This is a genomic window from Streptococcus sp. SPS1, assembly GCF_030439915.1.
Classification (GTDB): Bacteria; Bacillota; Bacilli; order Lactobacillales; family Streptococcaceae; genus Streptococcus.
Genome location: NZ_JAQFJG010000013.1, coordinates 16,573 through 36,846, shown reverse-complemented (window position 1 = coordinate 36,846; position 20,274 = coordinate 16,573). Strand labels below are relative to the sequence as shown.

22 protein-coding genes and 1 pseudogene are annotated in these 20,274 nt (G+C 39.6%); 11 read left to right on the top strand and 12 right to left on the bottom strand.

The window, feature by feature from the left end; genetic code table 11:
• From PCY12_RS08850 to PCY12_RS08835, 4 genes and pseudogenes are all read left to right on the top strand, one after another.
• A complete protein-coding gene (locus PCY12_RS08850; RefSeq protein WP_301352552.1) occupies positions 1-1,479 on the top strand; it encodes a sugar ABC transporter ATP-binding protein in 1,479 nt (492 codons plus the stop codon).
• Position 1,480: 1 nt separating this feature from the next.
• A complete protein-coding gene (gene rbsC, locus PCY12_RS08845) occupies positions 1,481-2,425 on the top strand; it encodes a ribose ABC transporter permease (protein ID WP_004248623.1) in 945 nt (314 codons plus the stop codon).
• 103 nt (positions 2,426-2,528) lie between these two features.
• Positions 2,529-3,494, top strand: a complete 966-nt coding sequence (locus PCY12_RS08840; protein ID WP_000691495.1) for a substrate-binding domain-containing protein — start codon at positions 2,529-2,531, stop codon at positions 3,492-3,494.
• A gap of 77 nt (positions 3,495-3,571) precedes the next feature.
• A pseudogene (locus tag PCY12_RS08835) lies at positions 3,572-3,712 on the top strand (NUDIX hydrolase); the annotation flags it as partial.
• Here PCY12_RS08835 and PCY12_RS08830 read toward each other — a convergent pair.
• The 5 genes from PCY12_RS08830 to coaB form a co-directional block, all read right to left on the bottom strand.
• A complete protein-coding gene (locus PCY12_RS08830) occupies positions 3,709-4,224 on the bottom strand; it encodes a transcription repressor NadR (protein ID WP_301352551.1) in 516 nt (171 codons plus the stop codon). The pseudogene PCY12_RS08835 and the gene PCY12_RS08830 overlap by 4 nt on opposite strands.
• 11 nt (positions 4,225-4,235) lie before the next feature.
• Positions 4,236-4,763: a hypothetical protein gene (locus tag PCY12_RS08825; protein ID WP_301352549.1), complete on the bottom strand. Its 528-nt coding sequence runs from the start codon at positions 4,761-4,763 to the stop codon at positions 4,236-4,238.
• A gap of 290 nt (positions 4,764-5,053) precedes the next feature.
• Complete coding sequence (locus tag PCY12_RS08820) at positions 5,054-5,617, bottom strand: ECF transporter S component (RefSeq protein ID WP_000747412.1); 564 nt, start codon at positions 5,615-5,617, stop codon at positions 5,054-5,056.
• Positions 5,601-6,152, bottom strand: a complete 552-nt coding sequence (coaC, locus tag PCY12_RS08815; protein WP_301352548.1) for a phosphopantothenoylcysteine decarboxylase — start codon at positions 6,150-6,152, stop codon at positions 5,601-5,603. The genes PCY12_RS08820 and coaC overlap by 17 nt, the downstream gene beginning before the upstream one ends.
• A gap of 11 nt (positions 6,153-6,163) precedes the next feature.
• On the bottom strand, positions 6,164-6,853 hold the full coding sequence (gene coaB, locus PCY12_RS08810; protein WP_173303149.1) for a phosphopantothenate--cysteine ligase: 690 nt from the start codon (positions 6,851-6,853) through the stop codon (positions 6,164-6,166).
• Positions 6,854-7,085: 232 nt separating this feature from the next.
• Between coaB and PCY12_RS08805 the strand changes: the two genes are divergently transcribed.
• The 3 genes from PCY12_RS08805 (at position 7,086) to radC (ending at position 11,955) form a co-directional block, all read left to right on the top strand.
• Positions 7,086-8,756, top strand: coding sequence for a formate--tetrahydrofolate ligase (locus PCY12_RS08805; RefSeq protein ID WP_301352546.1), 1,671 nt, complete (start codon positions 7,086-7,088; stop codon positions 8,754-8,756).
• Between the two features lie 184 nt (positions 8,757-8,940).
• Positions 8,941-11,232: a DNA helicase PcrA gene (gene pcrA / locus PCY12_RS08800; protein WP_301352544.1), complete on the top strand. Its 2,292-nt coding sequence runs from the start codon at positions 8,941-8,943 to the stop codon at positions 11,230-11,232.
• A 42-nt stretch (positions 11,233-11,274) separates the two neighbouring features.
• Positions 11,275-11,955 carry a DNA repair protein RadC gene (radC, locus tag PCY12_RS08795; protein WP_301352542.1) on the top strand — a complete coding sequence of 227 codons (681 nt, stop codon included), beginning with the start codon at positions 11,275-11,277 and terminating at the stop codon, positions 11,953-11,955.
• Here radC and PCY12_RS08790 read toward each other — a convergent pair.
• The 7 genes from PCY12_RS08790 to PCY12_RS08760 all read right to left on the bottom strand — a co-directional run bounded on the left by PCY12_RS08790 (position 11,952) and on the right by PCY12_RS08760 (position 16,724).
• On the bottom strand, positions 11,952-12,641 hold the full coding sequence (locus tag PCY12_RS08790; protein WP_000743337.1) for a gamma-glutamyl-gamma-aminobutyrate hydrolase family protein: 690 nt from the start codon (positions 12,639-12,641) through the stop codon (positions 11,952-11,954). The genes radC and PCY12_RS08790 overlap by 4 nt on opposite strands.
• 17 nt (positions 12,642-12,658) lie before the next feature.
• Positions 12,659-13,300, bottom strand: coding sequence for a redox-sensing transcriptional repressor Rex (locus PCY12_RS08785; protein ID WP_000653417.1), 642 nt, complete (start codon positions 13,298-13,300; stop codon positions 12,659-12,661).
• A gap of 82 nt (positions 13,301-13,382) precedes the next feature.
• Positions 13,383-13,598: a DUF4649 family protein gene (locus tag PCY12_RS08780; RefSeq protein WP_301352540.1), complete on the bottom strand. Its 216-nt coding sequence runs from the start codon at positions 13,596-13,598 to the stop codon at positions 13,383-13,385.
• Positions 13,599-13,605: 7 nt separating this feature from the next.
• The gene (locus PCY12_RS08775; protein WP_301352538.1) at positions 13,606-13,953 is read right to left on the bottom strand and encodes a DUF1831 domain-containing protein; all 348 of its coding nucleotides are present in this window, start codon (positions 13,951-13,953) and stop codon (positions 13,606-13,608) included.
• Between the two features lie 4 nt (positions 13,954-13,957).
• The gene (locus PCY12_RS08770; protein ID WP_301352536.1) at positions 13,958-15,073 is read right to left on the bottom strand and encodes a cysteine desulfurase family protein; all 1,116 of its coding nucleotides are present in this window, start codon (positions 15,071-15,073) and stop codon (positions 13,958-13,960) included.
• Positions 15,074-15,082: 9 nt separating this feature from the next.
• A complete protein-coding gene (locus tag PCY12_RS08765; protein ID WP_004254210.1) occupies positions 15,083-16,042 on the bottom strand; it encodes a ribose-phosphate diphosphokinase in 960 nt (319 codons plus the stop codon).
• A gap of 112 nt (positions 16,043-16,154) precedes the next feature.
• The gene (locus tag PCY12_RS08760; RefSeq protein WP_301352534.1) at positions 16,155-16,724 is read right to left on the bottom strand and encodes a CYTH domain-containing protein; all 570 of its coding nucleotides are present in this window, start codon (positions 16,722-16,724) and stop codon (positions 16,155-16,157) included.
• Positions 16,725-16,852: 128 nt separating this feature from the next.
• Between PCY12_RS08760 and PCY12_RS08755 the strand changes: the two genes are divergently transcribed.
• Genes PCY12_RS08755 through pta form a run of 4 tightly spaced genes read left to right on the top strand, consistent with a single transcriptional unit; the run spans position 16,853 to position 20,237 of the window.
• A complete protein-coding gene (locus PCY12_RS08755) occupies positions 16,853-17,524 on the top strand; it encodes a GTP pyrophosphokinase family protein (protein ID WP_301352532.1) in 672 nt (223 codons plus the stop codon).
• Positions 17,508-18,326 (top strand): NAD kinase, encoded by an 819-nt coding sequence (locus PCY12_RS08750; protein WP_061424624.1) that lies wholly within the window; start codon positions 17,508-17,510, stop codon positions 18,324-18,326. The genes PCY12_RS08755 and PCY12_RS08750 overlap by 17 nt, the downstream gene beginning before the upstream one ends.
• The gene (locus tag PCY12_RS08745) at positions 18,323-19,219 is read left to right on the top strand and encodes an RluA family pseudouridine synthase (protein WP_301352530.1); all 897 of its coding nucleotides are present in this window, start codon (positions 18,323-18,325) and stop codon (positions 19,217-19,219) included. Before PCY12_RS08750 ends, PCY12_RS08745 begins: the two co-directional genes overlap by 4 nt.
• Positions 19,220-19,262: 43 nt before the next feature.
• Complete coding sequence (gene pta / locus PCY12_RS08740; RefSeq protein WP_301352528.1) at positions 19,263-20,237, top strand: phosphate acetyltransferase; 975 nt, start codon at positions 19,263-19,265, stop codon at positions 20,235-20,237.
• Positions 20,238-20,274 lie beyond the last annotated feature (37 nt).

Below are 20,274 nucleotides of genomic sequence, written 5' to 3'. Positions count from 1 at the left end.
ATGAAAATTGAAATGAAGAACATTTCAAAATCTTTTGGGAATAATCGTGTTTTAGAAAGTATTGATTTGGTTCTTAATTCAGGAGAAGTTCATGCTTTAATGGGAGAGAATGGTGCAGGCAAATCAACCTTAATGAATATTTTAACTGGACTTTTTCCAGCTACTTCAGGAACTATTTTTATTGATGGAAAAGAAAAAACATTTTCTAATCCTCAAGAGGCAGAACGGTTTGGACTGAGTTTTATTCATCAAGAAATGAATACTTGGCCAGATATGACTGTACTTGATAATCTTTTTTTAGGAAGAGAAATTAAAAATTCGATTGGATTTCTAGATAAGGCTAGTATGGAAAGGAAAGCTAAAGAAGCATTTAAACGTCTTAATATATCTATTCCTCTCGATGCAATCATTGGTCAATTATCAGTCGGACAACAACAAATGATAGAAATAGCAAAATGTTTATTATCAGAAGTTTCCTTGTTGATTATGGATGAACCCACAGCAGCTTTAACTGATCGTGAAACTGAAACACTTTTTAAAGTGATAGAAGGATTAAAATCTGATGGTGTAGGTATTGTGTATATTTCACATCGGATGGAAGAAATCTTTAAGATTACAGATCTTATAACTGTTATGAGGGATGGGTTTGTAATTGATACCAAGAAAACGAAGTTAACCAATGCGGATGAATTAGTTCAGAAGATGGTAGGTCGTGAATTAGAAGATTATTATCCAGAAAAAAAGGCTGAGATTGGGAATATTGTTTTTCAAGCTAAGAATCTTTCTGGTGATGCTTTTACGGATATTTCTTTCTATGTACGTCAAGGGGAAATTCTTGGTTTTTCTGGTTTGATGGGTGCTGGTCGTACTGAAATAATGCGAGCAATTTTTGGAATTGATTCTTTAAAATCTGGTCAAATTATAATAAACGAAGAACAACTGATAATTAAAAATCCTTTTGAAGCAATTAAGCATGGAATTGGTTTCTTAACAGAAGATCGTAAAGACGAGGGATTGATTTTAGATTTTTCTATTAAAGATAATATGACTTTACCTAGTACTCGTGATTTTGTTAAAAATGGCATTTTTGATAATAAAACAAGTGATATATTTGTACAACGTTTAATTGATAGGCTACGAATTAAATCAGGTTATCCAGATAAGGAAGTTGGGACACTTTCTGGTGGTAATCAACAGAAAGTAGTTTTAGCAAAATGGATAGGTATTGCACCAAAAGTACTGATTTTAGATGAGCCAACTCGTGGGGTAGATGTTGGAGCTAAGCGTGAAATTTACCAATTAATGAATGAATTGGCTGAACGAGGTGTACCGATTATTATGGTATCTTCAGATTTACCAGAAGTGATTGGAGTCAGTGATCGCATTATGATCATGCATGAAGGTAGAATTAGTGGGGAATTAACACGTCGAGAAGCTACACAAGAAAAAGTTATGCAACTAGCTACAGGAGGACAATAGTGTGAAAAATACTATGAAGTACATGTCAGAATTGACAACAGTAATAGCATTGATAATTTTAATGGCTGTTATCACTATTATCAATTCAAATTTTTTAACAGCAAATAATCTGTTAAATTTACTATTGCAAGTAACATCAAATGCACTGATCGCTTTTGGAATGACTTTTGTTATTCTAACAGGTGGAATTGATTTATCAGTAGGATCAATTTTAGCCTTATCCAGTGCGCTCACAGCTGGCCTATTAGGATCTGGAATGCCTGTTACGTTAGCAATTCTCATCTCTTTAATTTTGGGTTGCATTCTGGGGATGATGAATGGGTTATTGATTTCCTACGGGAAATTAGCTCCATTTATCGTTACTTTAGCAACTATGACTATTTTTAGAGGCGCAACACTTGTTTATACAAATGGGAATCCTATTACAAAAGGATTAAGTGATACATTCTTATTTCAATTTTTGGGGCAAGGTTACATAGTAGGAATTCCATTTCCTGTAATTATTATGTTTATTGTATTTATTGTTTTATATGTTTTACTTCATAAAACAGCATTTGGTAAATCTGTATATGCTATAGGGGGGAATGAAAAAGCAGCATATATATCAGGTGTGAAATTAAATAAAGTGAAAATTATCATTTATTCAATATCAGGTATTATGGCTTCAATTTCTGGATTAATTATAACATCACGCTTAAGTTCTGCTCAACCAACAGCAGGTGCTAGTTATGAAATGGATGCTATTGCAGCTGTTGTTCTTGGAGGAACCTCTTTATCTGGAGGTAAAGGTCGTATACTTGGGACTCTAATAGGTGCTTTAATTATTGGAGTTTTGAATAATGGACTTAATATTATCGGTGTGTCAGCATTTTGGCAACAAGTAGTAAAAGGAGTTGTAATCTTAATTGCTGTTCTGATTGATCGTTTTAAAGTTGTAAAACAGTAGAATAATTTTCAATTTTTTTGGAAATAGTAACAATTTATTAGATGACGTACAATAATCGGGATGGAAACTATCCCTATAGATATATATTACGAGGAGTAATAACATGAAAATTATTAAAAAAATTAGCATTTTTGCTTTGTTTGTAACATTTATTTTTGCTTTAGTAGCTTGTGGAAAAACTGGTTTAGGAAATTCATCAAATGATAATAAATCTACGACTCAAAAGTCGGCAAAAGAATTAAAATTAGGAGTTTCTATTTCTACTACTAACAATCCTTATTTTGTGGCTATGAAAGATGGCCTTGAAAAAGCTGCAGGGGAAAAAGAAGTAACTTTGAAGATAGCAGATGCACAAGATGATGCTGCTAGACAAGCAGATGATATTCAAAATTTTATTAGTCAAAATGTAGATGCTTTACTAATTAATCCAGTTGATTCTGATGCAATTGTTACATCTATTAAAGCTGCTAATAATGCAAACATTCCGGTAATCTTAATTGACCGCGGTAGTAATGGTGGTGAAGTCTTGACAACTGTTGCTTCTGATAACGTAGAAGCAGGTAAAATGGCTGCAGAATTTATTACCAAGCAATTGGGAGAAAAAGCAAAAACTTTTGAATTATCAGGAGTCCCTGGCGCTTCTGCAACTGTAGATAGAGGTAAAGGATTTGAACAAATTTCAAAGACAAATTTAGATGTTCTTTCTAGTCAATCCGCTAATTTTGATCGCGCAAAAGCTTTGAATACAGCGCAAAATATGATTCAAGGAAACAAAGAAGTACAAGCAATCTTTGCACAGAATGATGAGATGGCGTTAGGAGCTGCACAAGCAGTAAAAGCAGCTGGTCTTAGCAATGTATTAATTGTTGGTATTGATGGTCAACCAGATGCACATGATGCTATTGCAAAAGGTGATATTACTGCCACTATTGCTCAGCAACCAGCTAAGATGGGTGAAATTGCTATTCAATCAGCTATCGATCATTATCAAGGGAAAAAACTGGAAAAAGAAACAGTTTCTCCAATTTATCTTGTGACTAAGGATAATGTTGATCAACATAACTGGTGATATATTTTTAGTAAGTAGGTAGTTGTTAATTTTCATTCAATGTAGTTTTTAAATATCATTGTTACTATTTGAGCTTTTGGATTCAAAAAGACCAGATTCCAAACTTGGATCTGGCCTATGATATGCTACCTTTGATGGAGATGATGGAAGCTCCGGACAAATCTGAATTTTTCTACCCTCGCCGTACAGAAGACGATTGGGAAAAGAAAATTTTCTAATCCTTTACTAAATAACCTAGCTGATTCAAGGCCTCCTCGATATAGCGGAGGTCTTGTTGTGTTTCGGCTTCGACTAGGTGGTAATGGATGCCATCTGTCAATTCAGACAGAGGTCTAAAGTCAGAATGCTCGACTTGTTCTAGAAAATGTTGCACATCTCTGCGACAAGACAGTTTCAGCAAGGTTTCGATTTCTCCATAAACGGGATGGTCAATCAAGGTATTCTGGACACGCCCTCCATTATCGACGATAGCAAGGAGTTCCTGACCGATTTCTTCAACTTCATGTTTCACTTTGAAAAGTTTGTGAACATAAGGATTGGTATCAACTTGCTTATAGATGTAGCCACGATTAGTGGATAGGATAGGAGCGCCATCGGCTCTTAAAATTGCAATGTCTTGTACAATGACTTGGCGTGTTACATGAAAATGCTCCGCCAAACTTTGGCCATTAAGGGCTTTAGGAGCTTCTTTCAAGAGTTGGAGCAGGGCTTGTTTGCGATCTTTTGTCATAGCTTTTCCTTTTAACGGCGTTTTCGAAGTACTTTATAGACAGCTAGTGCTAATGTATAGTCTACCATACTATGGATAATTGTGCCAAATCCAACTAGTACAAAGAGAACATAAAACATATTTTCTACATTGGTACCGGAAGTTGCATAAAAAACGACACAGGCTAATACTTCAGCAAGGGCATGGATAAGCGCTAAAACAAAGTTGAAAATCCAGGAAGCTTTTGGTTTATCTAGGGTATCGGGGAATTTTTGTAGGTAAAGAGCCCCCAAAGTCCCAAAAAAGATATGGGAAAAAGCTCGAAAAACGATAACCATGGGATAGCCAGCCATCAAAAATCCGAAACTAGAAGCTAGGATGACAAAAACAGTCATCAAGGGCGATAAGAACATGGCAATAAAAATAGCGATGTGGCTTCCTAAAGTATAGGAAGCAGGTGGAATGACAATCTTGAAAGGCATAACAATTGGAATCAAAATTGCAATAGCCGTTAAGAGGGCAGTCATTGTCATAAATTGTGTCTTTTTCCGTGTATTCATAAGAATCTCCTTTTTATTGTATATACACTAGTATAGTACAATAAAATAGACAATAAAGCAAGGATTTACTTAGGTTTATAGGTCATTTTTAAGTTAATACTCTTCGAAAACCTCTTCAAACTACGTCAGCTTCCATCTGCAATCTCAAAACCGTGTTTTGAGCAACCTGCGGCTAGCTTCCTAGTTTACTTTTTGATTTTCATTGAGTATAAATATTGGTAAAGAGTTCACTAAAAAGAAACTACTTCAAACAAAATCTCCACCTTCAAGCATGAAAGCGGAGATTGTTTTTATTTCTTCAAAGTTTGTAATCTTGGAACAATGGCTAGGGTTAGAACTGCGGAAATGACTAATTCGGCAATCGAATTTGTTGAGATAACAGTTGCTAGGAGTTTTTGGATATTACCATCAAAGACATTTCCAAAAAGGTAGAAAATTCCACCAAGTACAAAGACTGTGTTGGTTAGTGAACCAAGGGCACCAGCTAAAATCAGGCCAGTCTTGTTTTTCATCAGTTTATAGACTAGATACGGAGTTAAACCAATCAAAATACGTGGGACGATGGCAATGATAGCTGAGTAGATGTTTCCGTTTGGTACAAATGGTGAGAAGAGGTAGCTTGTTGGTAAAATTGTAATCGTGTTAACCGTCAAACTAAGTAGCCCCATCAAAAATCCAAGTGTAACCCCAACTCGTGGACCGTAGATAATGCTGGCAATAATGACAGGAATATGAACGATGGTCGGTTTGATTGGAAATGGGAAAAGGTTAAAGATAAGTGAGCTCAGAAAGTGTATCACGAGCATGGTTGCAAAAAAGATAGCAATAGGTGCAATATTAGAGCGTTTTTTCATCGAGAGTTTCCTTTATTCTTTCTAAAATAATTGTGAGGTCAGCTAAGGCTCCTCGTCCGTGGTCTCCACAAGCTAGTAGGGATTCCTTAGGAGCAATCAGCTGATAGCCGTAGGCTTCTAATGTTTTCAGATTAGCCTGAGTTGCTGGATGGTCATACATTTTTGTATTCATTGCTGGTGCGATGAGTTTTGGGATATGACTTGGCAAGGCTAGAGCCGTACTGGTCACCATGTTGTCCGCAAAGCCGTGGGCTAGTTTTGCAATAGTGTTAGCAGTTGCAGGGGCCACAATAAATAAATCCGCCTTTTTTCCAAGTTCGATATGATTGACCTGATCAGGATAGGGTTCCTTCATGACATCCAAGTGGACAGGGTTCTGTGAGAGTACCTGTAGTGTCAAAGGTTGGATAAACTCTGTAGCAGCCTGAGTCATTAAAACAGTGACTTGGTGGCCTTGTTTTTTTAGAGAACTGACTAAATCTGCCGACTTGTAAGAGGCGATTGAGCCCGTTACAGCCAAGAGAATATGTGCCATAGCTTTCCTTTCTATGAATGATAGTCTTGAATTTTTTCAAGGAGGAGTTTTGCAATTTCTTCTTTAGTGTTAACCGTTTGAAGATAATCTTTCTCAACAAAGATTGCACGATGCTGGTTTGCTGAAATTTGAGTCAGGTCATTTGCGATAATCAAGTCTGCTTGGTTCTTGATAAGACTTTTTCTGGCAATCTCGATGAGATAATCCTCAGAGACATCAACCAGCAGTTTAAAGCCAATCAGATGAATAGCAGGATTCCATTCCTTGACTAGAGAGATGATTTTAGGTGTTTTTTTCAGGAATAAAACCTGAACCTCATCAGTCGAAGAAATCTTAGCTTGATGATTCTGCTTGCTTAAAAATTCTTCTAGATTGGAGCTAGCCTGAACTTCCTCAAGTCCTGTCATATAAACAGAAGTGTAGTCGGACACCGCCATTGAGTGAATCAAAACCTGATAATCTGCAACCCGTTCTTGCATTTCCAGTAGAAGGTCGTTGGTATTGGTAATTTCACGAATGCTTAGATTAGGGTGAGCTTCTGGCTTCTGAGCTCGTTTTGTCGTAATTAAACAAACTTCATGCCCTGCAGCAAGCAAGGTTTCTGTGATGATTTTCCCCAAGTGACCTGTAGAATGGTTAGTGATAGAGCGGACGCTATCGATAGCTTCACTGGTACCGCCCGATGTAACTAAAATTTTCATAGCACCATTGTACCAAAAAAAAAATAATAAGCAAAAGAAAGCGCTTGAATATATATAAAAAATAATAAGAATCTACTATAGTTTAAAACTATAAAGCCATATAAAATTTAAGAAAGGACTCTAAAAACCTCAAAAATAGGGATATTTACGAACGTTTAGAGAGTTTTTGGATGTTAAAAATCTTGTTTTGTGTTATAATGAATTATCATATAAGAGGTTAGAGGAGTTTTGAATGAAAACAGATATTGAAATCGCACAGAGTATTGAGTTGAAGCCAATCGTTGATGTTGTAGAGAAACTGGGCATTTCTTACGATGATTTGGAGTTGTACGGAAAGTATAAGGCTAAGCTTAGCTTTGATAAAATTCGTGCAGTTGAGAGCAATCCAGTTGGGAAATTAATTTTGGTTACTGCCATCAATCCAACGCCTGCAGGTGAAGGGAAATCAACCATTACCATTGGTCTGGCGGATGCCTTGAACAAAATTGGCAAGAAAACCATGATTGCTATTCGCGAACCATCTCTTGGTCCAGTAATGGGGATTAAGGGTGGTGCTGCAGGCGGTGGGTATGCACAAGTTCTGCCAATGGAAGACATCAACCTCCACTTTACTGGGGATATGCATGCGATTACAACTGCCAACAATGCTCTTTCTGCCTTGATTGACAACCACTTGCACCAAGGAAATGAGCTTGGAATTGACCAACGTCGTATCCTCTGGAAACGCGTTGTGGACTTGAACGACCGTGCTCTTCGCCATGTGACCGTTGGACTTGGTGGTCCTCTAAACGGTATTCCTCGTGAGGATGGCTTTGACATTACCGTCGCTTCCGAAATCATGGCGATTCTTTGCTTGGCTACGGATATCGAGGACTTGAAACGTCGTTTGGCGAAGATCGTTATCGGTTATCGCTATGATCGTACACCTGTTTCTGTAGGTGATTTGCAGATTGAAGGTGCCTTAGCTTTGATCTTGAAGGATGCGATTAAGCCTAATCTCGTTCAAACAATTTATGGTACACCTGCCTTTGTACATGGTGGTCCATTTGCCAATATTGCTCACGGATGTAACTCTGTCTTGGCAACGACAACAGCCCTTCACTTGGCTGATTACACAGTTACTGAAGCTGGTTTTGGTGCAGACCTTGGTGCCGAGAAATTCCTTGACATTAAGACACCAAACTTGCCAACATCTCCAGATGCAGTAGTTATTGTTGCAACCCTTCGTGCCCTTAAGATGAATGGTGGCGTGGCTAAAGAAGCTTTGACAGAAGAAAACGTAGAAGCAGTTAGAGCAGGTTTTGCTAACTTGAAACGCCACGTTGAGAACATCCGTAAGTTCGGTATTCCAGCAGTTGTGGCTATTAACGAATTTGTCTCTGATACAGAAGCTGAAATTGCAGCCTTAAAAGAACTTTGTGCTTCAATTGATGTACCAGTTGAATTGGCTAGTGTCTGGGCTGATGGTGCAGAAGGTGGAGTATCACTTGCCGAAACAGTTGTCAAGACTATCGCTGAAACCCCAGCTAACTATAGACGTTTGTATGACAATGATCTTTCTGTTCAAGAAAAGATTGAAAAGATTGTTACTGAAATCTACCGTGGTAGCAAAGTAAACTTTGAGAAGAAAGCTCAAACACAAATCGCTCAAATCGTTCAAAACGGTTGGGACAAATTGCCAATCTGTATGGCTAAGACCCAGTATAGCTTCTCAGACAATCCAAATGCACTTGGAGCACCTGAAAACTTTGAAATTACCATTCGCGAATTGGTACCAAAATTAGGTGCAGGCTTTATCGTTGCATTAACTGGTGATGTCATGACCATGCCTGGACTTCCAAAACGACCAGCAGCTCTCAATATGGATGTTGAAAGCGATGGAACAGTCCTAGGTTTGTTCTAGTATATTAAAATTGACTTGAAATGAGTTTGGAGATTTTAACCCAAGCTCATTTTTTATCTAGATATAAGGCCTTGTCTTCAGCTGATGAGAGAGTTGTTTACTAGTCGTAACCAGTCTAGGTAAAGATATTTTCCCTGATTTCTGATATAATAGAAATATTGACTTCAAGAGTAAGGAAGAGAAGATGAACGCATTATTAAATGGAATGAATGACCGTCAGGCTGAGGCGGTGCAAACGACAGAAGGGCCCTTGTTAATCATGGCGGGGGCTGGCTCTGGAAAGACCCGAGTTTTGACCCACCGCATTGCTTATCTGATTGATGAAAAGCTGGTCAATCCTTGGAATATCTTGGCTATTACCTTTACTAATAAGGCTGCGCGTGAGATGAAAGAGCGTGCTTATAGCCTTAATCCAGCCACTCAGGACTGTCTGATTGCGACCTTCCACTCCATGTGTGTTCGTATTTTGCGTCGCGATGCGGACCATATTGGCTACAATCGTAATTTTACAATTGTCGATCCTGGTGAACAGCGAACGCTCATGAAACGCATTCTTAAGCAGTTAAACTTGGATCCGAAAAAATGGAATGAACGGAGCATCTTAGGGACCATTTCAAATGCTAAGAATGATTTGATTGATGATGTAGCTTATGCTGCTCAAGCTGGCGATATGTATACGCAAATCGTGGCTCAGTGCTATACTGCTTATCAGAAAGAGCTTCGTCAGTCTGAGTCGGTTGACTTTGATGATTTGATTATGCTGACCCTGCGTCTCTTTGATCAAAATCCTGATGTTTTGACCTACTACCAGCAGAAGTTTCAATACATCCATGTTGATGAGTACCAAGATACCAACCACGCTCAGTACCAATTGGTCAAACTCTTGGCTTCGCGCTTTAAAAACATCTGTGTGGTTGGGGATGCGGACCAGTCTATCTACGGTTGGCGTGGTGCTGATATGCAGAATATTTTGGATTTCGAGAAAGATTATCCCCAAGCCAAGGTTGTTTTGTTGGAGGAGAATTACCGTTCCACTAAAACCATTCTCCAAGCGGCCAACGAGGTCATTAAAAACAATAAAAACCGCCGTCCTAAGAATCTCTGGACTCAAAATGCTGATGGGGAACAAATCGTTTACTATCGTGCCGATGATGAGCTGGATGAGGCTGTATTTGTAGCTAGAACTATAGATGAACTTAGTCGCAGTCAAAACTTTCTTCACAAGGATTTTGCAGTTCTCTATCGGACTAATGCCCAGTCTCGTACTATTGAGGAAGCCTTGCTTAAGTCAAATATCCCTTATACCATGGTTGGCGGAACCAAGTTCTACAGCCGTAAGGAAATTCGTGATATTATCGCTTACCTCAACCTCATTGCCAATTTGTGTGACAATATCAGTTTTGAGCGTATTATCAACGAACCGAAACGTGGAATTGGGCCAGGTACAGTTGAGAAAATCCGTGACTTTGCGAATATGCAAGACATGTCCATGCTAGATGCTTCAGCCAATATCATGTTATCTGGTATCAAAGGTAAAGCAGCCCAGTCTATCTGGGATTTTGCCAATATGATTCTAGATTTACGAGAGCAGCTAGATCAATTAACTATTACAGAGTTGGTTGAGGCTGTCCTAGAAAAAACAGGTTACGTCAATATTCTAAATGCTCAAGCGACTTTAGAAAGCAAGGCTAGGGTTGAAAATATTGAAGAGTTCCTTTCTGTGACGAAAAACTTTGATGACACCTCTGATGGGCTAGAAAAAGAAACTGGTCTGGACAAACTGAGCCGTTTCTTAAATGACTTGGCCTTGATTGCCGATACAGATTCAGGTAGTCAGGAGACATCAGAAGTGACCTTGATGACCCTGCACGCTGCCAAAGGTCTCGAGTTTCCAGTTGTCTTTTTGATTGGGATGGAAGAAAATGTCTTTCCTCTTAGTCGTGCGGCTGAAGATCAAGATGAATTAGAGGAAGAGCGCCGTCTGGCTTATGTAGGTATCACGCGTGCAGAGAAAATCCTCTATCTGACCAATGCCAACTCACGCCTGCTTTTTGGTCGTACCAACTACAACCGTCCAACTCGTTTTATTAACGAAATCAGTTCAGACTTGCTTGAGTATCAAGGATTGGCGCGCCCAGCAAATTCAAGTTTTAAGGCATCATATAGTAGTGGTGGTCTTGCCTTTGGTCAAGGTATGAGTCTGGCTCAAGCTCTTCAAGACCGTAAATGCAGTGCTGCCCCAAAATCTATCCAGTCAAGCGGTCTTCCATTTGGTCAATTTACAGCTGGCGCAAAATCAGCTTCTAGCGAGACAAATTGGTCTATTGGTGATATTGCTCTCCACAAGAAATGGGGAGAGGGAACTGTTCTGGAAGTTTCAGGTAGCGGTGCTACTCAGGAATTAAAAATCAATTTCCCAGAAGTAGGTTTGAAAAAACTTTTAGCTAGTGTGGCTCCAATTGAGAAAAAAATCTAATTTTTCATCCTTCTCACGAATAATAAAGTGAGGAGGATTTTTATGTACAGTATTTCATTCCAAGAAGATTCATTATTACCAAGAGAGAGACTGACCCAAGAAGGAGTGGAAGCGCTCAGTAATCAAGAGTTGCTAGCTATTTTACTCAGGACAGGAACACGTCAAGCTAGCGTTTTTGAAATTGCCCAGAAAGTCTTGAGCAATCTTTCAAGCCTAACGGATTTGAAAAAAATGACCCTGCAGGAATTGCAGAGTCTATCTGGTATCGGACGTGTTAAGGCAATAGAATTACAAGCAATGATTGAACTGGGGCATCGTATTCATAAACATGAGACCCTTGAGATGGAAAGTATTCTCAGTAGCCAAAAGTTGGCCAAGAAGATGCAGCAGGAGTTGGGACATAAAAAACAAGAGCACCTGGTGGCGCTCTATCTCAATACTCAAAATCAAATCATTCATCAACAGACCATTTTTATCGGCTCAGCTACTCGTAGTATTGCTGAACCACGTGAGATTCTTCACTATGCTATCAAGCATATGGCGACTTCTCTCATCTTGGTTCACAATCATCCTTCGGGAGCGGTAGCGCCTAGCCGAAATGATGATCAAGTCACTAAACTTGTAAAAGAAGCCTGTGACCTAATGGGGATTGTCCTCTTGGACCATTTGATTGTCTCTAATTCTAATTACTTTAGTTATCGTGAAAAGACGGATTTAATCTAAAGTTCATTAACAACATAGTCAAAGAGGTTTTTATCTTTGGGGCGATTTTCAAATAGAAATTCTGGATGCCATTGGACACCGAGAAAGGCGACATCATCCGTACTCATGACAGCTTCAATAATGCCATCTTTAGGATCATGAGCCGCAATCTTTAAATTTGGTGCTAAATCCTTGATGCTCTGATGGTGGAAGGAGTTGATATGGGAGATTTCTCCATAGATTTCTCGAAGAACAGTATCAGGTTCTGTCACCAAGCGTTGGGTTGTGTACTCTGCGGAACAATCCTGCCAGTGGTCTTCGATATCTTGATACAAAGTTCCACCCATGGCAACGTTAAAGAGTTGGGTACCACGGCAGACAGAAAAAATTGGCTTTTTCTGTTTAATAGCTTCCTTGATGAGGGCCAGTTCGAAGATATCTCTTTGAAGGTGGTAGTCATCGCTATCAATGGTTTTTGGTTCACCATAGAATTTTGGATCAACATTTTGCCCACCTGTCAAGATGAGCTTGTCAATCATACTGATATAGTGGCAGGCCATTTCTTGATCACCAATCGGTAGGATGATGGGAATCCCTCCAGCGTCTTTAACGCCTTCCACAAAGCCTTTTGCTGCGTAGCTCATCATGATGTCATCATCAGGATGAGTTTTTTCGTTTCCTGTAATCCCTATAACTGGTTTTTTCATAAAATGATTTTCGCTTTCTAATCCTCTTTTCGCATGAAATAGAGGAGGGTTTGGAGTTCACTTGTCAAATCAACATACTGAACGACCACGTCTTTTGGTAAATGCAGATGGACTGGTGAAAAACTGAGAATTCCTTTCACACCAGCATCTACCAAGAGATTGGCAACCTCTTGTGACTTAACACTGGGAACGGTCAGGATAGCAGTCTTCACATCAGCATCCTTGATTTTATCCTTGATTTGAGAAATTCCGTAAATGGGAATCCCATCAGGAGTTTGGGTGCCGACTTCGGGATGGTCATCTAGGTCAAAGGCCATGATAATCTTCATCTTGTTACGTTCATGGAAGCGGTAGTGGAGAAGGGCATGGCCCATATTTCCAATACCTACCAGCATGACATTGGTAATAGAGTTATCATTGAGCAAATCGGCAAAAAACGTCATCAGTTTTTTGACATCATAGCCAAAACCACGACGACCTAGTTCACCAAAATAGGAAAAATCACGACGTACGGTCGCTGAATCAATACCGATAGCCTCTGCAATTTGCTTAGAGTTGGCACGTTCAATCTTTTCTGCATGAAATCTCTTAAAAATTCGATAGTAGAGAGAGAGTCTTTTTGCTGTAGCTTTTGGAATAGCAGACTGTTTATCTTTCACAAAATCACAACCTTTCTATTCTTCTATTTTATAGAAACATTGTGAAAAAATCAACAAAAACAAGAAAAAACTAAGAAAAATCTTAGTTTTGATGTAAAAAATCTGCATGTGATAGAAAACGGTAGAGGTCTCCGACCAGACCCTGATAAACTTTCTGGCCCTTAAAAGTCAGAGAAGTTACATAAAGTGTATCTGGCAGGGTCACACATCCTGACAAAGCCAGCATGAGTGCCTCATAATCTTCATACTTGAGAGTCCGCTCTACATGATAGCTGTCTTTATAGGTCAGTTTAAACATATGGGACCTATCTTTCAGATTTTGTAAAGACACCACGTTCTACTAAGCTATCCATGAGGAAGTAGAATTTTTCCTGATGAATGTGGTGGTCTTCTGATTTGAAAATATCAACTAGACGAAGGCCAAACTTGTCAGTGATATTGATTTTAGCCCCTGTAAGTTCCTTGTTAATGATGATTTTGAGTCGGAAGCCTTCACCGCTGTTTGGCACTTTTTCCAAAAGGCGAGTTAGTTCGTAGTTACCAACCTTTGTTTCAAAAAAAGTGTTGTCCTTAAGGGTGAATTTTTTAACAGAAGGGCTAAGAGTGTAGTCGTAACGACAATTTTTTAACTGAATGGTTTTTTCAAATGCCATATGGCTAACCTCCGATAATTTCTTTTAAGGTTTTTGCGAGGGTATGTAGGTCTTCAAGAGTATTTTGTGGCGACAAACTGATACGAACGGATTCCTTCAGACGTTCTGAATTTGCCCCGTACATGGCTTCAAGAACATGGCTGGATTGGACAATGCCTGCCGTACAGGCTGAGCCAGTAGAGATTGAAATTCCAGCTAAATCTAGCCGAAGGAGTAAGAGGTCATTTTTCTGACCAGGAAATCCAATATTGAGAACATAAGGGAGATGATGTTCTCCTCTATTCACGTAATACTGAATTCCTTCTAGCTCTGCAAGAAAGGCAGTTTCTAGATTTTGTACATGTTGGAAATGTTCTTCTTGTTTTTCTAGGTCTTCTTTTAGGGCTGCAACCATACCCACGATGGCAGCTAGATTTTCAGTTCCGGCTCGTTTTTTCTGTTCTTGGTCTCCGCCATGAAGATAGGAATCAAAGTCCATGCTAGATGCGTAGAGAAAACCGATTCCCTTAGGACCATGGAACTTGTGGGCAGAAGCAGTGAGAAAATCAATGCCCAATTCTTCTGGATGTATAGGGATCTTACCAATAGCCTGAACAGCATCGACATGATAGGCGGCTGGGTGTTGCTTGAGTATTTGGCCAATTTCAGCAATGGGCAGTAGGTTTCCTGTCTCATTATTGGCAAACATGGTAGAAACCAAAATCGTATCGTCACGTAAAGCCTTTTGAATTTGCTGGGCTGCGATTTCTTGATTTTTTGGCTGGATAATGGTTGCTTCAAAACCAAAGTGTTGAACCAAGTAATCAATGGTTTCAAGGACGGCATGGTGCTCAATGGCAGTTGTGATGATATGTTTTCCTTGTTCTTGATGACGAAGGCAGTAGCCAATGATGGCAGTATTGTTGCCTTCAGTCCCACCAGAAGTGAAAAAGATATGTTGAGGTTTTGTCCCCAGTAACTGAGCTAGTTCCTGACGGGCTTCTCGTAAGAGTTTACCAGCTTGACGACCATGACCATGAATACTAGAAGGATTTCCATAGGTTCCTTGCATAACCTCGGTCATAGCTGAAATAGCAACTGCTGACATAGGAGTCGTCGCAGCATTGTCCAAATAAATCAAAGAATCACCTTATTTCTTTTTGTTGTAGGCAAAGAGTGGGCTGACTGGTTTTCTTTCGTGAATACGGACGATGGCATCACCAATTAACTCACTAGCAGTGATGTAGCATACGTTTTTAGGAGTTTTTTCTTTTGTTGCTACTGAATCAGTCACAAGAATTTCTTTAATCTTAGTATTGTCAAGAAGTTCAGCAGCTCCCTCGACGAAGAGACCGTGGCTAGAAACAGCATAAATTTCTGTAGCCCCTTCACGTTCAACGATTTTAGCAGCTTCAGAGAAGGTACGTCCTGTATTCAGAATATCGTCAATTAAGATGGCTTTCTTACCTTCAACATCACCAATAATATAACCTTCGTTACGAGTTGCATCGTCTTGAGGGTAGTCGATAATGGCGATAGGAGCATCAAGATATTCAGCCAAGCTACGAGCACGTTTGACACCTGAATTTTTAGGGCTGACGACAACAACATCTGAGCCAAGTAGACCTTTATCGCAGTAATGTTTTGCAAATAGGGGAACAGTGAAAAGATTATCCACTGGAATATCAAAGAAACCTTGAACCTGAACAGCATGCAAATCAAGAGTCAGGATACGATCAACACCAGCCTTAACCAGCATATTTGCAACTAGTTTCGCTGTAAGTGGCTCACGTGGTGAAGCAATGCGGTCTTGACGTGCATAGCCAAAATATGGAAGGACAACGTTGATACTGTGGGCACTTGCGCGCACACAAGCGTCAACCATGATCAACAATTCCATTAGGTGGTTGTTAACAGGGAAACTTGTAGACTGGATGATGTAAACATCATAACCACGGACACTTTCTTCGATATTCACTTGGATTTCTCCGTCTGAAAATTGACGTGATGATAGTTTTCCAAGTGGGACACCAACAGCTTGTGCAATTTTCTGTGCAATCTCTTGGTTAGAGTTGAGTGCGAAAAGTTTCATGTTTTTTCTATCTGACATTATAGACCGTCCTCTGTAAACTTTATAAATCCTAGTGATATTTGCCTTACATATATGAACTGGGATTCGTGTATTTTTATTTTTTCTATTTTACCAAAAAATGGAGATTATTTCAGCTATTTTTCATACTTTTGACAAATCGAACCAATTTTGAGGGAGCTTTTTGATAAGAAATCTGATTTTCCTCTAAAAATTGCTGGAAATCCTGTTTGCCTTGCTCATGATTTTCCACTTCAAGCTCCAATTCGTAATCTATCATATCAAAGTACTGACTTTCATCCAGTGCCATGAGGCCAATAGCTGTCTTCATTTCATAGCGAAGTGTCGTTAGACAACCAAGAACCTGCCATTCACTAGTTTGGATACCATGTTTAGCCAATTCATCAAGAACCAGCCCTTGAGGAAGTTCTTTCTTGCTCAGATAGTTTTCAGCATCTTTTAGTTGCAATTTTTGGTTGTATTCCATGTTCCCAACACTTTGTGGGACTTTGAGTGTCAATTCTGCCCAGTCTTCAAAGGTTCGAATGCGCATAGCAACTTTCTTTTCTCGCAGCTCAAAATCAGGCGTGTCCATGTAGTAATTTTTTTGAAGAACAGGAGTGACACCTGTGAACTGGTCTTTTAGACGATCATACTCATCTTTTTTCAAGAGTGTTTTCAATTCAATTTCTAAATGTTTCATTTTTCTTACCTTTTCTTTATCTATGAAAGCGGATTATATGATATAATAGCTTTGTATTTATTGTATATGAATCTGGAGAAAAAATCAAAGATATTTTTGACGGATAATATGAGAACAAGGGAGAATATATGACCTTAGAATGGGAAGAATTTCTAGATCCTTACATTCAAGCTGTTGGTGAGTTAAAGATTAAACTACGTGGTATTCGCAAGCAATATCGTAAGCAAAATAAGCACTCTCCGATTGAGTTTGTGACTGGTCGAGTCAAGCCAATTGAAAGTATCAAGGAAAAAATGGCTCGTCGTGGCATTACTTATGCGACCTTGGAACACGATTTGCAGGATATTGCTGGCTTACGTGTGATGGTTCAGTTTGTAGATGACGTCCAAGAAGTTGTGGCTATTTTGCACAAGCGTCAGGATATGCGAATCATACAGGAGCGAGATTACATTACTCATCGAAAGGCTTCAGGCTACCGTTCCTATCATGTGGTAGTAGAATATATGGTTGATACCATCAATGGAGCTAAGACTATTTTGGCAGAGATTCAAATTCGTACCTTGGCCATGAATTTCTGGGCAACGATAGAACATTCTCTCAACTACAAGTACCAAGGGGATTTCCCAGATGAGATTAAGAAGCGACTGGAAATTACAGCTAGAATCGCCCATCAGTTGGATGAAGAAATGGGTAAAATTCGTGATGATATCCAAGAAGCCCAGGCACTTTTTGATCCCTTGAGTAGAAAATTAAATGACGGTGTAGGAAACAGTGACGATACAGATGAAGAATACAGGTAAACGAATTGATCTGATAGCCAATAGAAAACCGCAGAGTCAAAAGGTTTTGTATGAATTGAGAGATCGTTTGAAGAGAAATCAGTTTATACTTAATGATAGCAGTCCGGACATTGTCATTTCCATTGGTGGAGATGGCATGCTCTTGTCGGCCTTTCATAAGTACGAAGACCAACTTGATAAGGTACGCTTTATCGGTCTTCATACAGGACATCTGGGCTTTTATACTGATTATCGTGATTTTGAGTTGGATAAGTTAATGACCAATTTGCAGCTAGATACCGGAGCAAGGGTTTCTTACCCTGTTCTAAATGTGAAGGTTTTTCTTGGAAATGGAGAGGTCAAGATTTTTCGTGCCCTCAATGAAGCCAGCATCCGCAGGTCTGATCGAACCATGGTGGCAGATATTGTCATCAATGGTGTTCCCTTTGAACGTTTTCGTGGAGACGGGCTAACAGTTTCGACACCGACTGGTAGTACTGCCTATAACAAGTCTCTTGGTGGTGCTGTTTTGCACCCTACCATTGAAGCTCTTCAGTTAACGGAAATTGCCAGTCTTAACAATCGCGTCTATCGAACGCTGGGTTCGTCCATTATTGTGCCTAAGAAGGATAAGATTGAACTCATTCCAACAAGAAATGATTACCACACCATTTCGGTTGACAATAGTGTCTATTCTTTTCGTAGTATCGAGCGAATCGAGTATCAAATTGACCATCATAAGATTCACTTTGTCGCTACACCTAGCCACACCAGTTTCTGGAATCGTGTTAAGGATGCATTTATCGGCGAGGTGGATGAATGAGGTTTGAATTTATCGCAGATGAACATGTCAAGGTTAAGACCTTCTTAAAAAAGCACGAGGTTTCTAAGGGACTTCTGGCCAAGATTAAGTTTCGAGGCGGAGCTATTCTGGTCAATGACCAACCTCAAAATGCAACCCATCTATTGGATATTGGGGACCGCGTTACCATTGATATTCCCGCTGAGGAAGGCTTTGAAACTCTAGAAGCTATCGAGAGACCATTAGACATTCTCTATGAGGATGATCATTTTCTAGTTTTAAACAAACCCTATGGAGTGGCTTCTATTCCTAGTATCAATCACTCTAATACCATTGCCAATTTTATTAAGGGTTACTATGTCAAGCAAAATTATGAAAATCAGCAGGTTCACATTGTAACCAGGCTTGATAGAGATACTTCTGGCTTGATGCTCTTTGCCAAGCACGGCTATGCCCACGCACGATTAGACAAGCAGTTGCAGAAGAAATCTATCGAGAAACGCTATTTTGCTTTGGTTAAAGGTGATGGATACTTGGAGCCAGAGGAGGAAATTATTGCTCCTATTGCGCGTGATGAAGACTCTATTATCACCAGACGGGTGGCTAAAGGTGGAAAGTATGCCCATACATCCTACAAGATTGTAGCTTCTTATGGAAATATTCACCTGGTAGATATTCGTTTGCACACTGGACGAACCCACCAAATCCGAGTCCATTTTTCTCATATTGGTTTTCCTTTGTTGGGAGATGACTTGTACGGTGGTAGTCTGGACGACGGCATTCAACGTCAGGCCCTGCATTGCCATTACCTATCCTTTTATCATCCATTTTTAGAGCAAGACTTGCAGTTAGAAAGTCCCTTGCCGGATGATTTCAGTAACCTTATTACTCAGTTAACAACTAATACTCTATAAAAACTATTTCAGAGTATAATTATTATCTTAAAGGAGAAAACTCATGGAAGTTTTTGAAAGTCTCAAAGCCAACCTAGTTGGTAAAAATGCTCGTATCGTTCTCCCCGAAGGGGAAGAGCCACGTATTCTTCAAGCGACTAAACGCTTGGTAAAAGAAACAGAAGTGATTCCTGTTTTGCTTGGAAATCCTGAAAAAATTAAAATTTATCTTGAAATTGAAGGGATCATGGATGGTTATGAAGTCATTGACCCTCAACATTATCCTCAATTTGAAGAAATGGTTGCTGCCTTGGTGGAGCGTCGCAAGGGTAAAATGACTGAAGAAGAAGCACGCAAGGTTTTGGTTGAAGATGTAAACTACTTTGGTGTTATGTTGGTTTACTTGGGCTTGGTTGATGGAATGGTATCTGGAGCTATTCACTCAACAGCTTCGACAGTTCGCCCAGCCCTACAAATCATCAAAACTCGTCCAAATGTAACGCGTACTTCAGGTGCTTTTCTCATGGTTCGTGGCTCTGAACGTTATCTATTTGGAGACTGTGCCATTAACATCAATCCTGATGCAGAAGCCTTGGCTGAAATTGCCATCAACTCAGCAATCACAGCTAAGATGTTTGGTATCGAACCTAAAATTGCTATGCTAAGCTATTCTACTAAAGGTTCAGGTTTTGGTGAAAGCGTTGATAAGGTCGTTGAAGCAACTAAAATTGCTCACGACTTGCGTCCTGACCTTGAAATTGATGGTGAGTTGCAATTTGATGCAGCCTTTGTTCCAGAAACTGCAGCTCTGAAAGCTCCTGGAAGTACGGTAGCTGGTCAAGCAAATGTCTTCATCTTCCCAGGTATCGAAGCAGGAAATATTGGCTACAAGATGGCCGAACGTCTTGGTGGCTTTGCGGCTGTAGGACCTGTTTTGCAAGGTTTAAACAAGCCAGTTAATGACCTTTCTCGTGGATGTAATGCAGATGATGTTTACAAGTTGACCCTTATCACAGCAGCTCAAGCAGTTCATCAATAAGATTTAGTCCTCTTTCCCTTGGGAAGAGGCTTTTTAA